We start from the raw sequence: 18,781 nt of genomic DNA on the forward strand, positions 1-18,781 counted from the left end.
ACATTACCCTCCGGTGCGCGCAAGCTCACGCATATTTGCTTCAAATGCGGCCAGCAAAGCGGCTTCACCTGTCAGACCTGTCGCCTGTATCCGCTCGATCTGTTCCGTCATACGTTTGAAGTCCTTCGGAATGACACGTACAAATTGATTCAGGGAATCCTGCCATGTATCCAGGATACGCTGACCTGCATCACTTCCAGTGAGTGCTACGTGCCGTTGAATCATGCCACGTAGATCTGCACTTTCGGCAGTATCTTCTACACGCTCCAAAAGAACCATTTCCAGATTGCAGCGTTGCAGGAATGTGCCTTTTGGATCATACACGTAAGCAATACCTCCGGACATCCCTGCTGCAAAGTTACGACCTGTATCGCCGAGTACTACGACACGCCCGCCTGTCATGTATTCACAGCCATGATCGCCTACACCTTCAACAACGACTTTAGCTCCGGAGTTACGTACAGCAAAACGTTCACCGGCAATACCGCGGATATACGCTTCCCCACTAGTCGCCCCATATAAAGCAGTGTTTCCGATAATAATGTTATTCTCCGCTTCAAATGTCGCTTTTGGTGAAGGCATAACGATCAGCTTGCCTCCTGACAATCCTTTACCCACGTAGTCGTTGGAGTCTCCTTCAACCGTGAGCGTCATACCTTTTGGTACAAAAGCACCAAAGCTTTGTCCAGCGGAGCCGACAAATTTAAATTTAACCGTATCCTCAGGCAAACCAGCAAGACCATACTTACGTGTAATCTCACTACCCAGGATGGTACCCACTGCACGGTTCACGTTGGTGATTGGCAGAACCGCTTCTACAGGTTGACCGGATTCAATAGCTGGCTGTGCGAGTGGCACGAGTTGTTGCATATCCAGCGTTTCTTCCAGTTGGTGATTCTGATGCTGTGTACGGTAACGTGCAGCGCCTTCTGGCAGTTCAGGCACATGTAGCAATACCGACAGATCCACACCTTTTTTCTTCCAGTGATCCACAGCTTCTACCGTTTCGAGACAATCTGTACGTCCAACCATTTCCTGAATGGTACGGAATCCAAGATCAGCCATAATCTCACGCATGTCTTCAGCAACGAAACGCATAAAGTTTACGACATGTTCAGGGTCTCCCATATAGTTTTTACGCAGTTCCGGATTTTGTGTTGCCACACCAACTGGACAAGTATCCATTTGGCAGACACGCATCATGATACAGCCCAATGCAACGAGTGGTGCAGTAGAGAAACCATACTCTTCCGCTCCAAGCAACGCTGCAATCGCCAGGTCACGCCCGTTCAGCATTTTACCATCCGTTTCAAGAACAACACGATCACGCAGATTGTTCAGCATCAACGTTTGATGTGTCTCCGCAAGTCCAAGCTCCCACGGCATACCGGCATGACGGATGGAACCTTGAGGAGATGCCCCTGTACCGCCGTCGTAACCGCTGACCAGGATAATGTCCGCACGACCTTTAGCTACACCTGCAGCAATCGTTCCGACACCCACTTCAGATACCAGCTTCACGTTAATTTCGGCACGCGGATTAGCATTTTTCAAGTCATAGATCAACTCAGCCAAGTCCTCAATCGAATAGATATCGTGATGCGGTGGCGGTGAGATCAGACCTACACCTGGTGTAGAACCACGAACTTCTGCTACCCAAGGATATACCTTACGACCTGGCAGCTGTCCGCCTTCACCTGGTTTAGCCCCTTGTGCCATTTTGATCTGAATCTCGTCAGCGTTAACCAGATAGTTGGAAGTTACACCAAAACGTCCGGATGCAACTTGTTTGATCGCACTGCGACGGGAATCCCCATTGCTGTCTTTCACGAAACGAGCTGGATCTTCTCCGCCTTCACCTGTGTTGGATTTACCGCCTACACGGTTCATGGCGATTGCCAAATCTTCGTGAGCTTCTTTACTTATCGAACCGAAGGACATTGCACCCGTTTTGAAACGACGCATGATGTTTTCCACCGATTCCACTTCTTCGAGCGGAATGGATGCTCCGACCGGTTTCAGCTTCAGCATGGAGCGAATCGTAAGCAATTGATCATTCTCACCCTGTACGAGTTTGGAATACTTTTTGTACAGTTTGTAATCGCCCGTACGTACAGCGTGTTGCAACGTATGGATCGTTTGCGGGTTGAACAAATGCTCTTCCCCGTCATTACGCCATTGGTATTCACCGCCGGAATCCAGCACTTTATCATTGCCGTCCTTATCCGTGAAGGCACGGTTGTGATGTGTCAGCGCCTCTGCTGCTACTTCCTCCAGACCGATACCACCGATTCGTGAAGGTGTCCAAGTGAAGTAACGGTCAACGAAATCTGATTTCAGACCAACGGCTTCGAAAATTTGAGCACCGCGATACGATTGGATCGTTGAGATTCCCATTTTGGACAATATTTTAATAACGCCTTTTGTTGCGGCTTTAATGTAGTTTTTAACGGCTTTCTCATGGGAAATGCCGCGCAGCAAACCTTGCTGAATCATATCATCCAGTGTTTCAAATGCCAGATAAGGGTTAACCGCACTTACGCCATAACCCAGAAGCAATGCGTAGTGGTGAATATCACGCGGTTCTCCCGATTCGAGCAAAATGCTGACTTTAGTTCTTGTACCCTGACGAATCAGGTGGTGATGCAGACCTGCAACAGCCAGCAACGCCGGGATTGCTGCATTCTCGGCATCCACACCGCGGTCAGACAAGATCAGAATATTATGTCCTTTGTCGATGACACGGTCTGCTGCTTCAAAGAGCAAGTCCATTGCTTTACGCAACCCTTCCGCTCCCTCTGCAGCGGTGAAGAAGATCGGGATTGTCATGGAACGGAAGCCCGGACGACGAACGTGGCGGATCTTCGCAAAGTCTTCATTAGACAATACCGGTGTATCCAGACGAATCTGGCGACAGCTCTCCGGTTCAGGGTTAAGCAGGTTACGCTCCGGACCAATCGTTGTCGCTGTAGAGGTAACGATCTCTTCACGAATCGCGTCAATCGGCGGATTGGTTACCTGTGCAAACATCTGTTTAAAGTAGTTATACAGGCGTTGCGGACGATCTGACAGAACAGCCAGAGGTGCATCATAACCCATGGAACCTGTGGCTTCCATTCCTGTGGATGCCATTGGCTCCAGCACTTTGCGCAGTTCTTCAAATGTATATCCGTAAGCCAGTTGAAGTTGCGTAACATTGTCATGTTTAGGGTCTGGAAGCTCCGGTGCTTCCGGCAATTCGTTCAGATCCATCAAGTGCTCTTCAAGCCAATCCTCATAAGGATTCTCTGCAGCAATGAGTGCTTTGACTTCTTCATCAGAGATAATACGGCCCTCTTGAGTATCTACGAGCAACATCCGTCCTGGACGCAGACGATCTTTGTACAGAATGTCTTCCGGTGCGATATCCAGAACACCGACTTCGGAAGAAAGAATGATTCGGTCATCCTTCGTTACATAATAACGAGCAGGTCGCAAACCGTTACGGTCAAGCGTAGCACCGATCTGTAAACCGTCTGTAAATGCCATAGCCGCAGGGCCATCCCATGGCTCCATCATCGTGCTGTGGTATTCATAGAATGCCTTTTTCGCAGGGTCCATCCCTTCATCAGTGCTCCATGGCTCAGGAACCATCATCATCGCCACGTGTGGCAGGGAGCGTCCGCTTAGGTACAGGAATTCCAGCGTGTTGTCAAACATCGCTGTATCTGAACCGTCCGGATTAATAACCGGTTTTACTTTCGCAATATCATCGCCGAACAGTTCGCTTTCGAACAAGGACTGACGTGCATGCATCCAGTTCACATTACCACGCATCGTGTTGATCTCACCGTTGTGGATCATGAAACGATACGGGTGAGCACGCTCCCAGCTCGGGAAGGTGTTCGTACTGAAACGAGAGTGTACGAGTGCAATCGCTGACTCAACCAGTTCTTCCTGCAAATCCAGATAGAACTTGCCGACCTGCTCGGTTGTCAACATGCCTTTGTAGACCACTTTACGGCATGACAAACTCGGCAAGTAGAATGACTCTCCTTCCGCCTCGTCTGCAGAATAACGAATGGCCAGTTCAGCACGTCTGCGGATGACATACAATTTGCGTTCAAATGCAAGTTCATCTTTCACTTCATCTGATCTTCCGATAAACACCTGACGTACATAAGGCTTCGCTGCCAATGCAGAACGGCCCAGCATCTCATCATACGTAGGTACATCCCGGAAGCCCAGGAAGGTCTGTCCTTCTTCTTCAATAATCTTCTTCAGGCTCTCTTCATGTGCAGTACGGACTGCCGGATCATGAGACAGGAACAACATGCCCACGCCATAGAATCCCTGTTCAGGCAATGCAAAACCGAGTCGATCTGCTTCCTTTGCAAAATAACGATGTGGAATCTGAATCAGGATGCCTGCTCCGTCACCGGAATTCGGTTCACTTCCCTGACCCCCACGGTGCTCCATATTACTGAGCATGGTCAGTGCTTGACTAACGATATCGTGTGAAGGTACTCCTTTGATGTTGGCAACAAAACCCATACCACATGCATCTTTTTCGAATTGTGGGTCATACAGACCTTGTTTTGGAGGTAATCCGATGTGTCTCATGGAACGCAACCTTTCTATAATGAAGTATTTCGGAAAGATCAAGAACATAACAACAGGCAACATTGAAACGGGAGGAGCTGGCATTTCGCTTGCGATAAGCCTGCCTGCTGAGATGGAGAGGTGATAGCTTGAGCCATCTGTTGTAAGCCTGGTATTGCGGTAAAGACCGCGATTATTGCGAAGGACTGAATCCGGTGATCCGGTAACAGCATATATACAACAATATGTAGCCGCTGGCACGACTACTCAAGATGGAGCGACGTTTTTTGATATAGTTCTATTATTTTAACACCGACCTAACATCAGCGCAATTTAAACTTTTTAATACCTCTGATAAGAATTGCTTTGCAGTACAGCTTTAGTGTATTGACGTTTAAAAACATCTCTTTTTCGAATAATTATACACATTTTATAGCAGAGCACAACTGATTTTAATTGCTGATAAAAGAAAATCGTTCCATATCCAGCCTACGTTTGACCATATTTTCGCAATTTTCATGCTTCAGCTTCCAATATAACTTTCTATTTTCATACTATTGAATACAAAATGGCCTGCAGCTTAATTTCGCGCCGCAGGCCATTTGTACTATTTGACTACTATATTGCATAATTTCGATACATATGCTTTAACTTTTTTTTGCAGAAAGTTGTGCGAATTGTCGTCTTGCTTCATTAAATATTATACGGTCAAAGGCTGACCGCTTTCGGCAACTTCAGCTTCTCTCTTAGTACGTCGGCCGTTCAGGAGGAAGTACGTTAGCGTAAGCAACACAGATATAGCTGCATAGACGCTCAATATTTCAGCCTGATGCCACATCACATTGAAGTTACCGCTGGAGACAACGGCTCTGAGACCCATAATGCTGTGTGTCATTGGTAGCCACTGACTAATGGATTGCAGCCATGAAGGAATCAGTTCTACTGGGAATGTACCCGCACTTCCTGCAAGCTGGAAGACCAATAACAAGATGATTACATAACGTCCAGGCAGATCTAGCCAAGTAACCAGCGCCTGAACGATCAGCATGAAGGTTAGACCCGTTATAATCGTAAACAGATAAAACAGTCCTGTACTAGTTGTCTCTAGTCCGAGACCGTATAGCATAAAGCTTGCTACAATAACCGACTGGAAGATGCTCACCGAACCAAATATCAGTGTGCGGCTTACGAAACGATTCCAGCCTGTTGCTCCAGGTACAGACGTTTCACGCATTTTCAGAACGATGGTAGAGATCAGTGATCCTACAAACAGACCGATGGACAGGAAAAATGGTGTCATGCCTGTTCCGTAATTACTTACGTTCTCTGCCTTGTTCTCGGAAGAGCTAACCGGTTCTGCAAACATATTGACAACTTCATCTGTTTTCTTCACTTTGGATGTTTTCTGAGCAGCATCCTTAAGCTTCGTTGCCAGTTCACCAGAACCGTCTTTCAGTTCTGTAAGACCATTAGCCAGTTTACCAGCTCCGTCACCCAGTTGCTTGGAACCATCAGCCAGAGATGAAACACCGCCGCTAAGTTTACCAACACCTGTCTGCAATGCTGCTGTACCTGTACCTAGCTGTTTCGCACCAGTTGCCAGTTGTGTACCGCCTGTAGCTGCTTCACCTAATTTGCTACTGAATTGTTGCAAGCCGCCTGAGAGTTTGGCTCCGCCCTGACTAAGCTGTCCAGCACCTGCAAGCAGTTGCTTCTGTCCATCAACCAGTTGACTTGCACCTGCAAGCAGTTGTTGTTGGCCTCCATGCAGTTCAGTTGCGCCAGCAGCCAGCTGCTGATTACCTTGGTGGAGTTGATCCGCGCCTTGTGCCAGCTTCTGCTCGCTCTCATGTAGCTGTGTACTGCCGTCAGCAACAGCCTGACTCGCTGCTATCAGCTTTTGAACATCGGCACTTGCTGCCAGTTCCGGGTTGCTTGCGGCCAATTGTTTCAATCCGGCTGCTACTCCCTGTGCGCCATCGGCAACTTTACTGCTACCATCCACAGCGGATTGCAGACCGGTTGCCAATATCCCACTGCCCTGAACTGCCGATTGCAGACCGTCAGACAGCTTCGCACTGCCTTGTTCGGATGATTGCAGACCTGCTTGTAGCTTGTTTGTGCCATCCAATGAAGATTGCAGGCCGGAGGCCAGCTTGTCGCTTCCTTCTTTCAACTGGTCAGCACCACTTTGAAGCTGCCCAGTAGCTGCTTCATGAAGTTGCTGTAAACCTGAAACTAGACTTGTCGTTCCATTTTCAAGTTTGGAAGCTCCATTATGCAGCGCAGTAACTCCGTCACTTAACGGAGCTAGTCCATCCTGAAGTTTCAACGTGCCGGATGCAAGTTTAGCCAGATTATCTTTAAGTTTCACAGCACCGTCGTCGAGTTTTCCAGCACCGGTCTTCAAATCTCCGGCACCGTCGCCTGCTTCAGCCAAGCCATCCGACACTTCGGAGAACTTATCTAACAGCGTCTCTGCATAAGACTCTGTAACTTTGGCCGAAACTTTAGCCTTCAGATCTTTAATTGCCGTTTTACCGATTTGCGCACCTACAAAGTTGTAATTACCGTTCGGCTCATAGATCAAGTCCGCTGGTGCAGGCTTATCATCCAGCAATGTTGTGGCTTGGGACGAGAAGTTCTCTGGAATCGTAATCTGCATGTAATACTTGTCGTTTTGCATGCCGTCCTTTGCCTGAGCAGCACCCACAAAGTCCCATTTAAAATCTTTATTTTTCTTCAGTTCGTCAATAAGGTCTTTACCTACATGAAGTGACTTCCCTTCCAGTTCGGCTCCTTTATCAAGGTTAACTACGGCTACCGGGAGTTTATCAACACGACCGTATGGGTCCCAGTAAGCCGCCAAATAAATGCCGCTGTACAGGATCGGTATAAATAATATCGCAATTACAGGGATCAACACCTTCGGGTTTCTCACGGCTGATCCCAAATCCTTGAAAAACACGTTTAATGATTTCATGTCATTTTCTCCCCTTAATCTCTCTGCTAGACAGCAGGAATAACCAATATGAAAACAGAATGAAAAACTCTGGTATTTTTACCGAAATACGTGATGACCAAATCTCTCAAACGGTCAGTTGAGAGCAAAAAACAAACTTGTCTTTCGACAAGCAAGTTTCAATCAACAGAACTGATCGCAGCTATGCCTTCCATTAAGAAAAGACGAAAGTAGTTCTTGATTTCCTCTTTGCTAAGCGGATCATGATGTTTACTCCAGTCCGAAGTTAATGCAATATACAATCGAATCATCATAAAAGCAACAACTTGCGGATCGCAATCGCGTATTTCTCCCCCAGCTCTGGCTTTCTCCAGTTCACGGGACAGAAAATCGGAAATGACCTTCTCGACTTTTTCCAGACCTTCTTTGGCCTGTAACGTTCCAAAATCCTTCAACTCCTGTGACAACTTCACGAGCAACTCGTGATCACGGCGGAATTCCAACAGCGCATCGAGCACACGAAACAGATTATCAAAAAAAGCACTTTCCTGATGCACTTCACGCTGCGCAATGTTTTTCATCTCCTGTATGACTTCCACCAGGATTTGATCAAACAGCTGTTCTTTATTGGTGAAAAAGGTGTAGATCGTGCCTTTGCCTACATTGGCGATCTTGGCTACTTGATCCATCGTAGTCGCTTTGTATCCAAACATGGCAAACGACTGGGCGGCTGCATGAATCACCTGCTGTCTCCTGTCGATCGGAGCCATTTTATCCCCTCCTTGCTTCATATAATGTGACGGGTAATTCCATCGCTCTCTATAAAATGACCAAAAATACAAATTGGTCATTCGGTCAAAAACTACAATATCACCTTGAAAATAAGAATGCAAGCCTAACAATAAAAAAATGTATTAATATTTTTTAACCGAAATGCAGTGGAAACTGTCAGCGTCGTCGTCTATAGTGTAAGATGACTCAAACAATCCGCATATAACTGAAGTTTGTTGTATCAAATCAGGTTATACGGTGTAAATATTTTTGGATGAAACATGATTCCGTGTTTTGCTGTATATTCATTAGTAACAAACCTAGCATAACTGTCCCTACTTAAAACGTACGAAACTGTTCTCATTCAAATTTTAATTTTAACTCAAACTTATGAATAAAGGTGAACTCATGCGAAAACCAAGAGTGCTCTTATTATCAGAAGGATTCGGTACTGGTCATACACAGGCGGCTCATGCTCTGGCACATGGCATCAAAAAAGTAAGTCCTCATGTTCACAGTCGTGTTATTGAACTTGGGAAATTTTTGAATCCTACCGTCGCTCCACTGATCTTTTCTGCATATCGAAAGACACTATCGGTTCAACCCAAACTTGTCAGCCTGTTGTACCGCACACAGTACAACAAATCTTTAAACGGCTTAACCAAACTGGCGTTGCACCGTATCTTCTATACCCAGACGGCGCAGGTCGTATCCCAGTTGAAGCCGGATATTGTAATCTGTACCCATCCGTTTCCTAATGCGGTTATTTCCAGACTTAAACGTCAAGGACTGAATATTCCGCTTTACACGTTGATCACTGATTATGACGTACATGGAACGTGGATTAACCCTGAGGTAAACAAATATCTCGTATCCACTCCGCAAGTTAAAGCCCTGTTAGAGATTCGGGGGGTTCCTTCCTCGCAGATCCAGATTACAGGTATTCCTGTGCATCCGGATTTTTGGGAGTCCGGGGATAAGGTCAAGCTCAGAGAAGAGATGGGACTGCAGAATATGCCAACAGCTCTGCTTATGGGGGGAGGTTGGGGGCTTTCTTTTGACGAGGAACATATGAAAACTCTCGCATCCTGGGCAGACCGGGTTCAATTAATCTTCTGCCTCGGAAGCAACCAAAAGATGATCGACAAAATGAAAGAAATTCCTTGCTTCCAGCATCCCAACATCCGTATTCTGGGATACACGAAGGAAGTCAGCAGACTCATGGATGTTTCAGACGTCCTGATCACCAAGCCAGGAGGCATGACATGTACGGAAGCGATGGCTAAAGGCCTTCCGATGCTGTTTATCCCTCCACTGCCAGGACAGGAAGAGGAGAACTGTGAATATTTTGTACAAGCCGGATATGGAGAGATCATTCACTCTAAGGATGTCATAACGAATCGATTCCGGGAGTTGTCTGAAAATCAGCACAAGCAAGGTAGTCTACCTAAGAAGAACAAAAGGTATATAACAGGACATTCACCAGCTTATGATCCAACCTGTTGTGCTCAAGCTGTTCACGATTTACTCTTCCCTGCAACAACAGAAGTTACAACTACGTCTCTAGAGCGTTTCTCAGCGGGCATTACAAGCAGACCTTTGTCTGGTACCAGACTGCCTTTATAATCCCTCTAAGGAGCCTTAGGATCGGTCTCAGGACGCAATATTCAATACACGATCAATCAAGTGCTTAAACGAATACGAAAAAGCAAAAAAGGTTCCCCTTCAGAAAATGAAAGGGAACCTTTTTTATTTCTATTGCATTTCATCGTATGATCTACCAAAAAAATGGGTAAATTACAATCAAAGATACTTAAAAAAACGACGAAATAAAACTGCGTTTTTACATGATTCAGGGTTTATGTGACACTCACATTGTTAACTACCCTGCCTGTTTGCAGAATTTTAAGGTGCTTTACTTGTAAAAAGTATGATGCCCAATCGTTTTTACTTCCTTCTTCGTACGAGCCACTGTCAGATCATCAGCAAGCGTCAAAGATAAAAAATAATACGTATCATCAGACACTTCCTTCTGGCCGTTCAGCGCAGCATTCACAGCTTTGATGCTATCTTCATTCGGGGTTACCCGTTTTAGTCGTCCATTCGCCACAGGGCTGAACTGTGATTTTTGATGGATGACCTTGTAAATGGTATCGGGAAAATTGGCTGACCGCAGCCGGTTTAAGACAACGTTGGCAACTGCCACTTTGCCTTTGTACGGTTCGCCTTCCGCTTCTGCCATGACAATTTTTTGTAGCAGATGCAGCTCTTTATCGGACACACTGTAAGACCAGGTTGCGAGTTTCGCATCTTCCTGATTCAAAAGTTTGGTCCGCGTAAAGTAAAGTTGTTGGGGGGGAGTTGACATCGCAGCCGCCGCTTTGGCATGTTCCATTTTAGCCAATTTCAGAGCAGCTTCTTTTTTGGCTTTGGCTGTAGCGATAGCTTGGGCTTTTTGTTTAGCCGCAGCTTCCTGTTGCTCGCGCTCTTCCTGAGCAGTCAAAAGCCAGTTTTTTGCTGGCAAAGCATTAGTCCATGTTACGGATTGTCCAGACGTGTCAGAAGATAGACTTGTCCCATCTTCCATCATTCGCCTCTGGTCTTGCGGCAATGATGGGCTGTTATGCGCCGAAGACGCAAGCTCCGTCATCTGTTTACTATCACTCGCTTCATTCCATTTCCCCGTCGCCTGAACGACATTTACCCCCACTATACATACAAGCAGCACTGATAACATCGGTGCTACCCAACGATTCTTGCTTATAATTTCCATTCGAAGATTCCTCCTATCGAAACAATTCCCTAATCTTAGTAACCAAAAAAAAAGAATTTGAATAACGATGGCTAATATTACATAGGGATAAACACAATGTCAATGTGAGTTTATGGTATTAAAAAGTTTTTCAGGAAAATGAAAACGTATCCACTGTCTCATACATTGGCGTTTGTCCAAGCCTTGTCACATAAAGTACAAAACCGTCTACTGACCATGAATTTCCATGAGAAGCATGTTCTGTAACGATTTCGGAAACTCCGGAATGATCCATACCAGGAAGCGATCCAAGATATTTTCTGGCTACAGTAACATGTGGACGGTAAGGTCTTAACTCGGCTTCAAAACCCAGATCTTTTGTAGCCTCTACAATTTTTTGCTGTAAGTGATGTAATCGCTCTACATCTCCGTTAACACCTCTCCAGAGAACTTTCGGTGTTTTCTCCAGACCAAACGTTCCCCATTCCGATAGCTGCAGGTCAAACGTATGAAAATCAGCGGCTACGTTGTGCAAAGCTACTCGAAGATGACCGACATCACTCATCAACGTATCCCCCAGGAATTGCAAGGTAATATGATAGTCTCTTTGGTCAGTCCACTTACGAAAATCAAGCTTGTTCCGTATTAACTTGGCCTGCATATGAAGAAACTGCTGAACAGATTCAGGCAGACGCACAGCAATAAACAGACGTTCCCGTCTGGATGCATGTTCTTGAATTTTTGGGGCATTCATTGCATACACCTCTCTAAAGTTCGCTCTATTATTCCATAACTATGCATATCATTTCAAGCTGGGTAAACATAGAGTGACACACAATATAGATTTTGCATATCAGACTCCGTTCCTGAATTTTCCATTTACATGCACAGGATACACTGAATCTGATACACTTGACAAGACTAATTCATCGATCTCAGGAGGCACACACATTATGGGTAAAATCGTATGTTTTCCATCTCTATCCGAAGAACAACAGCAACAGATCCAGCAGGCTGCGCCAGGATACACGATCAAAGTGGGTAAAGCCAAGGATCTGGATCCGAGCGAATTAAAAGAAGCCGAAATTATACTGGGCTGGTCTCCTCTTGTAACTGAACATGCTCTGCATCAGGACAGCCCTTTGAAATGGATTCAGGTCTGGTCAGCCGGTGTAGATAATCTCCCATTCGCGGAGCTACAACAAAAAAATATTCAGGTGACCAGTGCCAACGGCGTTCATGCCATTCCCATTACAGAAATCATTCTGGGCATGATGTTATCCCACAGTCGCTGGCTAAGACAAGCTATGCTGTATCAGCAGCAGGCTGAATGGAAGAATCCCGGCAAAGCACTGCCAGAGTTACATGGTAAGACAGCTGTTATCGTCGGAGTCGGCGAGATTGGGACCGAAACAGCCCGTGTATTCAAAGCACTAGGCATGCGTACAATTGGAGTACGACGCTCAGGAAAAGACGTGCCCCATGTTGACCGTATGTATGATATGTCTGGACTGCATGAAGCTCTAAGCCAAGGTGACTATGTGATTAACATTCTGCCATTGACCGATGAAACCCGGCATATTTACGATCAGAATACCTTTAACCATTTCAAGACTGATGCCTGTTTTGTCAATGTAGGTCGTGGCCCTAGCGTAAACACGGAGGCATTGCTGGCCGCACTGCAAAGCGACAAAATTGCCTTCGCTGCTCTGGATGTATTCGAAGAGGAACCCCTTCCAGCAAACCACCCGCTATGGGGCATGGATAATGTGTTAATTACACCTCACATTGCAGGAAGCACAGAACAATATACGCAGCGCGCTCTCGATATTTTCATCAAAAATCTGGAAGCCTACGTTGCGGGTAAAACTCTTCCGCTCAATCTTGTCGATTATAGTCATAAATATTAACACAAACACCCGTTCCCATGCAACTTGTCAAAATGATGTTTGATCATTCTGGATGAATTCTGAACAAAAACACTCCACGAAGGATTCTTTCTTCCTTCGTGGAGTGTTTATTATGCACTCTAACGTATAATTACATGCACATCCAGATCATCACATACACACCCAGACATGACGTACAAATGTGCCTTTACGCACCGTTATGTACTTTTCTATCGTCCATTCGGATTCCAGCAAGTGAGCCTGTACCCACTCTGTGGAAACGACGATAGCTCGTTTGCATAACTTGCGTAATTTCCGGAGCATCTCTCGCTGTTCTTGATCGGGAAGAACCGAACAAAGATTATAGGGCATGTCGAAAATTGCCGAATCATACTCACCTTCCAGATCCCTCATGTCTCCCAAAGTAATTCGATTGGCGTCATACCCGAAATGAGGTAGATTAACTTTTGCTCCGCGCACAGCAATTGCATTAAGATCATTGCCTACTGCATCAATTCCCATGGATAAAGCTTCAATGACCACCGTTCCCATTCCACAGCATGGATCCAGCAAACGATGATTTTCCGTCTCTGGAACAGCAACGTTCACCAGCGCCCTTGCTAAGGTTACACCGAAGCCTGTGGAGTAGTTTTGCGGCTTCTGCTGATGGTTTTGCCACGATTTTTCCGCTTCTGTCCACTGACCCAAGATCCATTTTAGACCTATTTTAATTAGTCCGAAAGTCACTTTAGGTTGTTTCATCTGCGCTTTTCCATGGATGCACATCCCGACTTCTTTTTCAAACTTCCGTGCCTGAGCATAGTCAGGTGGCGTATCTCCTGCTTTTAGACAAACTACCTTAAATGTCTCATCCTGCTGCAAACGAATGTTTCGAGCTATAGGGAGCAGCTCCGTAATCGAGTCTCCTTCACCCAATACATTCAGCCGTCCATGTATAAATGGACTTCTTCCCGGCGGGATATACCGCTCAGACCTAATATAAGAACCACTGGTAATGCGTATTTCTGAATCCAACTTAAGCAATGTACTCAATTCAAGATGGCATAACTCACGTTCATTTTCATGACAGGCAAAGATGTATATATATGTAGCTGCCATCATAATCATCCTCATTTCTTGGTTGTACTTTTCAAGTTTGAATCAAAAAAATAAGGGATCCCATTGCTGGATATCCCTTTCAACTTTAATTTTAGGACCTGGTCTTAAACTCGAAATCCGGACACAAATCCACCTTTTCAAACAATCGTTTTACCCTGTTTCTTCTATTATAAAGAACGGCTTATACTTTTAATTTTTCAATGGATGTGAGCAGATCATCAGACAGTTCCTTCAACGTTTGAATATTACTGCTGATGGTCTCCATAGAACCGACTTGTTCCTCAGCCGAAGCAGAGACTTCCTCTACACTGGCCGCCGATTGTTGAGATACTGCGGAAATCTGCTGACTGAAGTCATTCATCAGACCACTGCTCTGTTCCATACCTGAAAGTCCTTCTGACATGGTACCAATAACCTCCACCATACCTTCAACCGATGTATTGATAGTTCTGAACAACTCCCCTGACGTGAGCACATGCTGTTGCCCAAGTTCTGTCTCCTGAACACCTACTCGCAGTTCATTAACTACTCTTTGAGAATCCTGCTGAATATCTTGCGTGATGGTCGTGATTTCTTCAACAGACGCCTGCACGGCTTCAGACAACTTCCGTACCTCGGATGCGACAACGGCAAAACCGCGTCCACTCTCTCCTGCCCGTGCCGCCTCAATCGAAGCATTCAACGCCAGCAAATTCGTTTGACGAGCGATGTCATGAATTACCAGAACCAGTTTGGAAATGTCTTCATTTTTGTGATTTAACTGCTCCATTTTGCTCATTGAGGAAGACACTGCGCTAGCAATCTGTTGCATCTGTTGCACGGATTCTTCCATCGCTTTGCGGCCGCTCTGCCCTTGCTCCAACACTTGATCGGACATCATACGAAGCTGATTCCCCTGTTCCGCATGCTGCTGAATATGATTATTCAAATCTTCCACTGTGCGAGCCGACTCCACAGCGGTCTGAGCCTGACTCTCAGCCGCCTTAGCCGATTCCTCCATTGTGATCGCAATTTGCTGACTGCCGATCTTCACTTCTTCCGAAGCAATGGCCAGTTCGCTACTCTGACGATTCACCGATTCAGCTACACGCCTTACATTGATCACCATTGAGGTCAGGTTACCTTTCATCTCATTGACTGCTTTCGCCAGAGCGCCCACTTCATCTTCATGTTTGGTATGTACATCCTGCACGTTTAATTGACCTTCCGCGATCAATTTAACAGCACTGATGACACGAAGCAACGGTTTAACCACCTGTGTGCGGATGATTGGAACAAATATCGCAGTGATGATAATCATCGCAAGCACACCTATGAGCACAGACAACCTACCATCTTGAACAGAACGAATGGTTTGAGCTGCCGAAATATCGGATTGCTGTTGGTTGTAATTGACGAGATAATCCAGATCAACCTGCATCAAATCAAACGAAGCAGATCCTTTGTCAGCTACTTCTTTGGCAAGCTGAGTCTGTCCTTCGTCACTAACCCGAATGGCTTGTGCATTCATTTTAAGATAGTCTTCCCATTTACTCTTAAACGCTGTCCAGTGCTCATTCTCTTCTGCAGACTTCGCCTGTTTATCGTAGATGGCAATCGTCTGTGCAGTTTCACGAATATATTTAGTGCGCTCTTCGTTAATTTTGGACTTGTCCGCTTCCTCAGCGTCAAAGTAACGATAACTCAGTGACAAAACATGTTCGGTTGAATAATTTAATTGGTTGATCTTCTGGATCGAAGGCATCCAATTACCTGTAATGTCATTTGTGTTAGCCTCAATTGAATTCATCCGGCCAATGATGGTAACACTCAGAATAATTAAACAGAGGATTAACAGATAAAATGCGATGCTGATACGCAGACCGATGCTCTTGATTTTAAATCGGCTAAACATATAATTTCCCCCTCATGACAACTTTCGCCACATTTACAATTTAGTGCTTTTCTCGCAAATAAAAGCCATCTATTGGCCCCTTGCAAATTACACTTTTCTATATTTATCTGCATTATAGCGATAAAGTATTATAGCATTCTTTTGTCGGTAAACGCTGTAATCTATGAAATTTTGTTGAACTTTATCGAATTAAAAATGAGCTGCAACATCTGTATGATTCAGATCTGCAACTCATCGCCATCTTAACATCCCCCTAACACTTGATCAGGTTTAGTTAGATTCAATTTGCCCTTTAACTCATTCTAGATTTTAACAAGCGGTAGGACTCCAGCCTACGTTCATAATCAGGACCAGCCGTTACCAAGAGTATCTGGTTGGTATTAAGCCTCTGCCCTGCTTGCCGAATGTACTGCCATACTTGTTCGGGTGTGCCAGCAATATGCCGCTTCACCTCGTTGTCCTCTTTATGGACAAAAAAACTCTGAGGGTTAGCCTTGACAATACCCACGTTGGTATCTCGCTCATTTGTGTGCTCTTCACGACTTTCCTGACGCTGGTTCTCAATCTCACGACTCCACCTTAAAGCATCGTTCTCCGTTGCCGCACACATTGCACTGAGCGCCACCATCACTTCTGGTTCCTTCAGCCCAGCACTAGGCACGAATTCCTCACGATAGCGGCGTACAGCCTGAGTTCCATCCGAATCACTCATGAACTGTCCAAAAACATAACCCATACCAAATTTCGCAGCATATACTGCGCTTTTGACATTGGTCCCTAGCATCCATAAGGATAATGGAATTTCTGGAACTGGACGCGCTGTAACCGGAACATCCTCATACGTAAAACGGTCTTCCAGCAATTCGGTAAGCGAAGCCAGTTTGGCGGGAAGGTTCGAGACATGTTGCAAATAATTGCCACTGAGCGCCATCGTTGCATGAGGCCCTCCGCCAGGAGCACGTCCTAACCCGAGCTCGATCCGTCCCGGATAGAGTGAAGCCAGCAGACGGAACGACTCTGCAACCTTGAGTGGACTATAATGCGGAAGCAGGACAGCTCCCGACCCAAGCAGAATGGTATCTGTCTTTGCACCAATATGAGATAGCAACACCTCAGGAGAAGCCGAAGCAAGTTCAGGCATATCATGATGCTCAGACGTCCAATATCGTGTGTAACCCCATGCCTCAGCATGTTGAGCCAAAAGCAATGCTTGCTGAAGTGCTTGTTCTGCGGATGCACCGTTCAGTCTAGGAACGAGATCCAGCACGCCGAGACTGAATTTTTCTCCAGAACAATCTTGTGTGCTGGCACCTAAGCTCTCAGTAAAGGTTTCACTTAAATTTGCAACCACACTGTACAACTCCTTTGATCTCTTGCCTCTCTTTGATTTTGCACCTAGTCCAGATCGTAGATCGAACCGACCTTCAGGCCGTAAAGCTCATTATAAATTTTCTCGGCGAATGCATCGGTCATGCCTGCAATATAATCAATCACCATATGCTCCCAAGTCCAGATCGGCTGCGCTTTGGCTTGATCCTTCTCATATCGTTGCAACCAATCGGAAGGAATGATGGATTTTGACGTTTCCGGATCGAGAAAGGCATCCCAGAGCCGTTTAATCATCCACTCACTGCGCTTCTGCAGGCGTTGCACGCGCAAATCCCGAATCATCGTCACCCAGGCGAAACTCTTGAGTACACTCACGGTGCGTAGCATGTCGAGGTCCTCTACGCCTTCGCGGACAAAGGTTACCTTTTTCCAATCCCCGTCATCAATGACTCCTAGACTTCCTACAAAAAGACTGACCCAATAAGCCTTCACCTCACGACGAGTACGCGAGTAATCATGCTCGCAGAAAGGCATTTTCTCATTCCAGATGCGCAGAAACGATGCGAGAACTTCTTCCACTTTTTCCGCGATTGCCTCTCTTGCCCAGCCCTTCCAGAACAGATCTTCAAGTGTAGTAATTTTGTCTACGATGAGCCGGTTAATATGCTGGTCTTGCAGAAAATGCTCATGCACCTCGATTTTGCCTGCCTTGATGCCATCCTCCAGATCATGTGCGGAGTACGCAATATCATCGCATAGATCCATCAGTTGTGCTTCGAGCGTTTTCTTGCCTGCCGGGATGTTCCAGCGCTCCCGAATCTCACGAATGTACTGCCACTCGTGGTGATACATGCCTTTCTTGCTCTCTGTTCCAGGGTACGGATACTTATTAATCCCTAGCAGCACAGCATCCGACAAGTTCAGTCCGTCGATATCTTCACGTTTCTCCAAATACATGATCAGGCGGAAGTTATGTGCGTTGCCTTCAAAATGCTCATATTTCCGTTTGAGCTCCGCTCGTACGTCAGACTCAGCCTTAGGTGTTTTGGCGGCCCGACTTTTTTTCATAATCTTCTTCGTCTCACTGTTGATCAGATCATCCAAAATGCCATCGAGCACTTCTTCCCCTTTATGTCCAAAAGGTGGATGACCAAAGTCATGTGCGATCGCTGCACATTCTACAACTTCCGAATCGATAATCAGACCGGGGTTCTCTGCCCGGCCCCAATCTACCTCCGGGTAATGACGCAACAGGCTTCTCGCCGCTTCTCGCGCAATCTGTGCCACCTCAAGGGAATGGGTCAGACGTGTCCGGTAATAATCGCCCGTACCTGCGCCAAACACTTGCGATTTGCCTTGCAGTCTCCGGAACGTTGGGGAATGAATCAATCGGGAATAGTCTCGCTCATACGCTGCACGAGAGCCCTCCAGCTTGGTAAGTTCAGGGTATTGTCTATGTTCTCTCAGATCATGCCATTGCATGT

11 protein-coding genes are annotated in these 18,781 nt (G+C 46.0%); 2 read left to right on the forward strand and 9 right to left on the reverse strand.

Features of this window, described 5'->3' with window-relative positions:
* Positions 1 to 3 precede the first annotated feature (3 nt).
* From gltB to J2T16_RS17275, 3 genes are all read right to left on the reverse strand, one after another.
* Positions 4 to 4,602, reverse strand: coding sequence for a glutamate synthase large subunit (gene gltB / locus J2T16_RS17265; RefSeq protein WP_221787815.1), 4,599 nt, complete (start codon positions 4,600 to 4,602; stop codon positions 4 to 6).
* A 679-nt stretch (positions 4,603 to 5,281) separates the two neighbouring features.
* Positions 5,282 to 7,564, reverse strand: a complete 2,283-nt coding sequence (locus tag J2T16_RS17270; RefSeq protein ID WP_499018869.1) for a YhgE/Pip family protein — start codon at positions 7,562 to 7,564, stop codon at positions 5,282 to 5,284.
* A 158-nt stretch (positions 7,565 to 7,722) separates the two neighbouring features.
* Positions 7,723 to 8,313, reverse strand: a complete 591-nt coding sequence (locus J2T16_RS17275; protein WP_090918298.1) for a TetR/AcrR family transcriptional regulator — start codon at positions 8,311 to 8,313, stop codon at positions 7,723 to 7,725.
* Between the two features lie 409 nt (positions 8,314 to 8,722).
* On the opposite strand from J2T16_RS17275, the gene J2T16_RS17280 reads away from it, so the two are divergent.
* Positions 8,723 to 9,940, forward strand: a complete 1,218-nt coding sequence (locus J2T16_RS17280; RefSeq protein WP_154958554.1) for an MGDG synthase family glycosyltransferase — start codon at positions 8,723 to 8,725, stop codon at positions 9,938 to 9,940.
* Between the two features lie 289 nt (positions 9,941 to 10,229).
* Here the strand turns inward: J2T16_RS17280 and J2T16_RS17285 are convergent, their stop codons facing one another.
* Positions 10,230 to 11,087 (reverse strand): cell wall hydrolase, encoded by an 858-nt coding sequence (locus J2T16_RS17285; protein ID WP_221787810.1) that lies wholly within the window; start codon positions 11,085 to 11,087, stop codon positions 10,230 to 10,232.
* A 130-nt stretch (positions 11,088 to 11,217) separates the two neighbouring features.
* Positions 11,218 to 11,820 (reverse strand): RNA 2',3'-cyclic phosphodiesterase, encoded by a 603-nt coding sequence (gene thpR / locus J2T16_RS17290; protein ID WP_499018871.1) that lies wholly within the window; start codon positions 11,818 to 11,820, stop codon positions 11,218 to 11,220.
* Positions 11,821 to 12,019: 199 nt separating this feature from the next.
* On the opposite strand from thpR, the gene J2T16_RS17295 reads away from it, so the two are divergent.
* Complete coding sequence (locus tag J2T16_RS17295; protein ID WP_499018873.1) at positions 12,020 to 12,976, forward strand: D-2-hydroxyacid dehydrogenase; 957 nt, start codon at positions 12,020 to 12,022, stop codon at positions 12,974 to 12,976.
* Positions 12,977 to 13,126: 150 nt separating this feature from the next.
* On the opposite strand, the gene J2T16_RS17300 is transcribed toward J2T16_RS17295, so the two are convergent.
* The 4 genes from J2T16_RS17300 to J2T16_RS17315 form a co-directional block, all read right to left on the reverse strand.
* Positions 13,127 to 14,074 carry a TRM11 family SAM-dependent methyltransferase gene (locus tag J2T16_RS17300; RefSeq protein WP_499018875.1) on the reverse strand — a complete coding sequence of 316 codons (948 nt, stop codon included), beginning with the start codon at positions 14,072 to 14,074 and terminating at the stop codon, positions 13,127 to 13,129.
* 181 nt (positions 14,075 to 14,255) lie between these two features.
* On the reverse strand, positions 14,256 to 15,968 hold the full coding sequence (locus tag J2T16_RS17305) for a HAMP domain-containing methyl-accepting chemotaxis protein (protein WP_499018876.1): 1,713 nt from the start codon (positions 15,966 to 15,968) through the stop codon (positions 14,256 to 14,258).
* 292 nt (positions 15,969 to 16,260) lie between these two features.
* On the reverse strand, positions 16,261 to 17,319 hold the full coding sequence (locus J2T16_RS17310) for an MsnO8 family LLM class oxidoreductase (protein WP_499018878.1): 1,059 nt from the start codon (positions 17,317 to 17,319) through the stop codon (positions 16,261 to 16,263).
* Between the two features lie 44 nt (positions 17,320 to 17,363).
* Positions 17,364 to 18,779, reverse strand: a complete 1,416-nt coding sequence (locus tag J2T16_RS17315) for a deoxyguanosinetriphosphate triphosphohydrolase family protein (RefSeq protein ID WP_499018880.1) — start codon at positions 18,777 to 18,779, stop codon at positions 17,364 to 17,366.
* Positions 18,780 to 18,781 lie beyond the last annotated feature (2 nt).

It is taken from the genome of Paenibacillus intestini (assembly GCF_030803945.1).
Lineage (GTDB): Bacteria > Bacillota > Bacilli > Paenibacillales > Paenibacillaceae > Paenibacillus > Paenibacillus polysaccharolyticus.

What these genes read in the sequence shown, in the direction of transcription:
- gltB (WP_221787815.1), bottom strand. Translation starts at nt 4,602, where the DNA reads ATGAGACACATCGGATTACCTCCAAAACAAGGTCTGTATGACCCACAA.
- J2T16_RS17270 (WP_499018869.1), bottom strand. Translation starts at nt 7,564, where the DNA reads ATGAAATCATTAAACGTGTTTTTCAAGGATTTGGGATCAGCCGTGAGA.
- J2T16_RS17275 (WP_090918298.1), bottom strand. Translation starts at nt 8,313, where the DNA reads ATGGCTCCGATCGACAGGAGACAGCAGGTGATTCATGCAGCCGCCCAG.
- J2T16_RS17280 (WP_154958554.1), top strand. Translation starts at nt 8,723, where the DNA reads ATGCGAAAACCAAGAGTGCTCTTATTATCAGAAGGATTCGGTACTGGT.
- J2T16_RS17285 (WP_221787810.1), bottom strand. Translation starts at nt 11,087, where the DNA reads ATGGAAATTATAAGCAAGAATCGTTGGGTAGCACCGATGTTATCAGTG.
- thpR (WP_499018871.1), bottom strand. Translation starts at nt 11,820, where the DNA reads ATGAATGCCCCAAAAATTCAAGAACATGCATCCAGACGGGAACGTCTG.
- J2T16_RS17295 (WP_499018873.1), top strand. Translation starts at nt 12,020, where the DNA reads ATGGGTAAAATCGTATGTTTTCCATCTCTATCCGAAGAACAACAGCAA.
- J2T16_RS17300 (WP_499018875.1), bottom strand. Translation starts at nt 14,074, where the DNA reads ATGGCAGCTACATATATATACATCTTTGCCTGTCATGAAAATGAACGT.
- J2T16_RS17305 (WP_499018876.1), bottom strand. Translation starts at nt 15,968, where the DNA reads ATGTTTAGCCGATTTAAAATCAAGAGCATCGGTCTGCGTATCAGCATC.
- J2T16_RS17315 (WP_499018880.1), bottom strand. Translation starts at nt 18,779, where the DNA reads ATGCAATGGCATGATCTGAGAGAACATAGACAATACCCTGAACTTACC.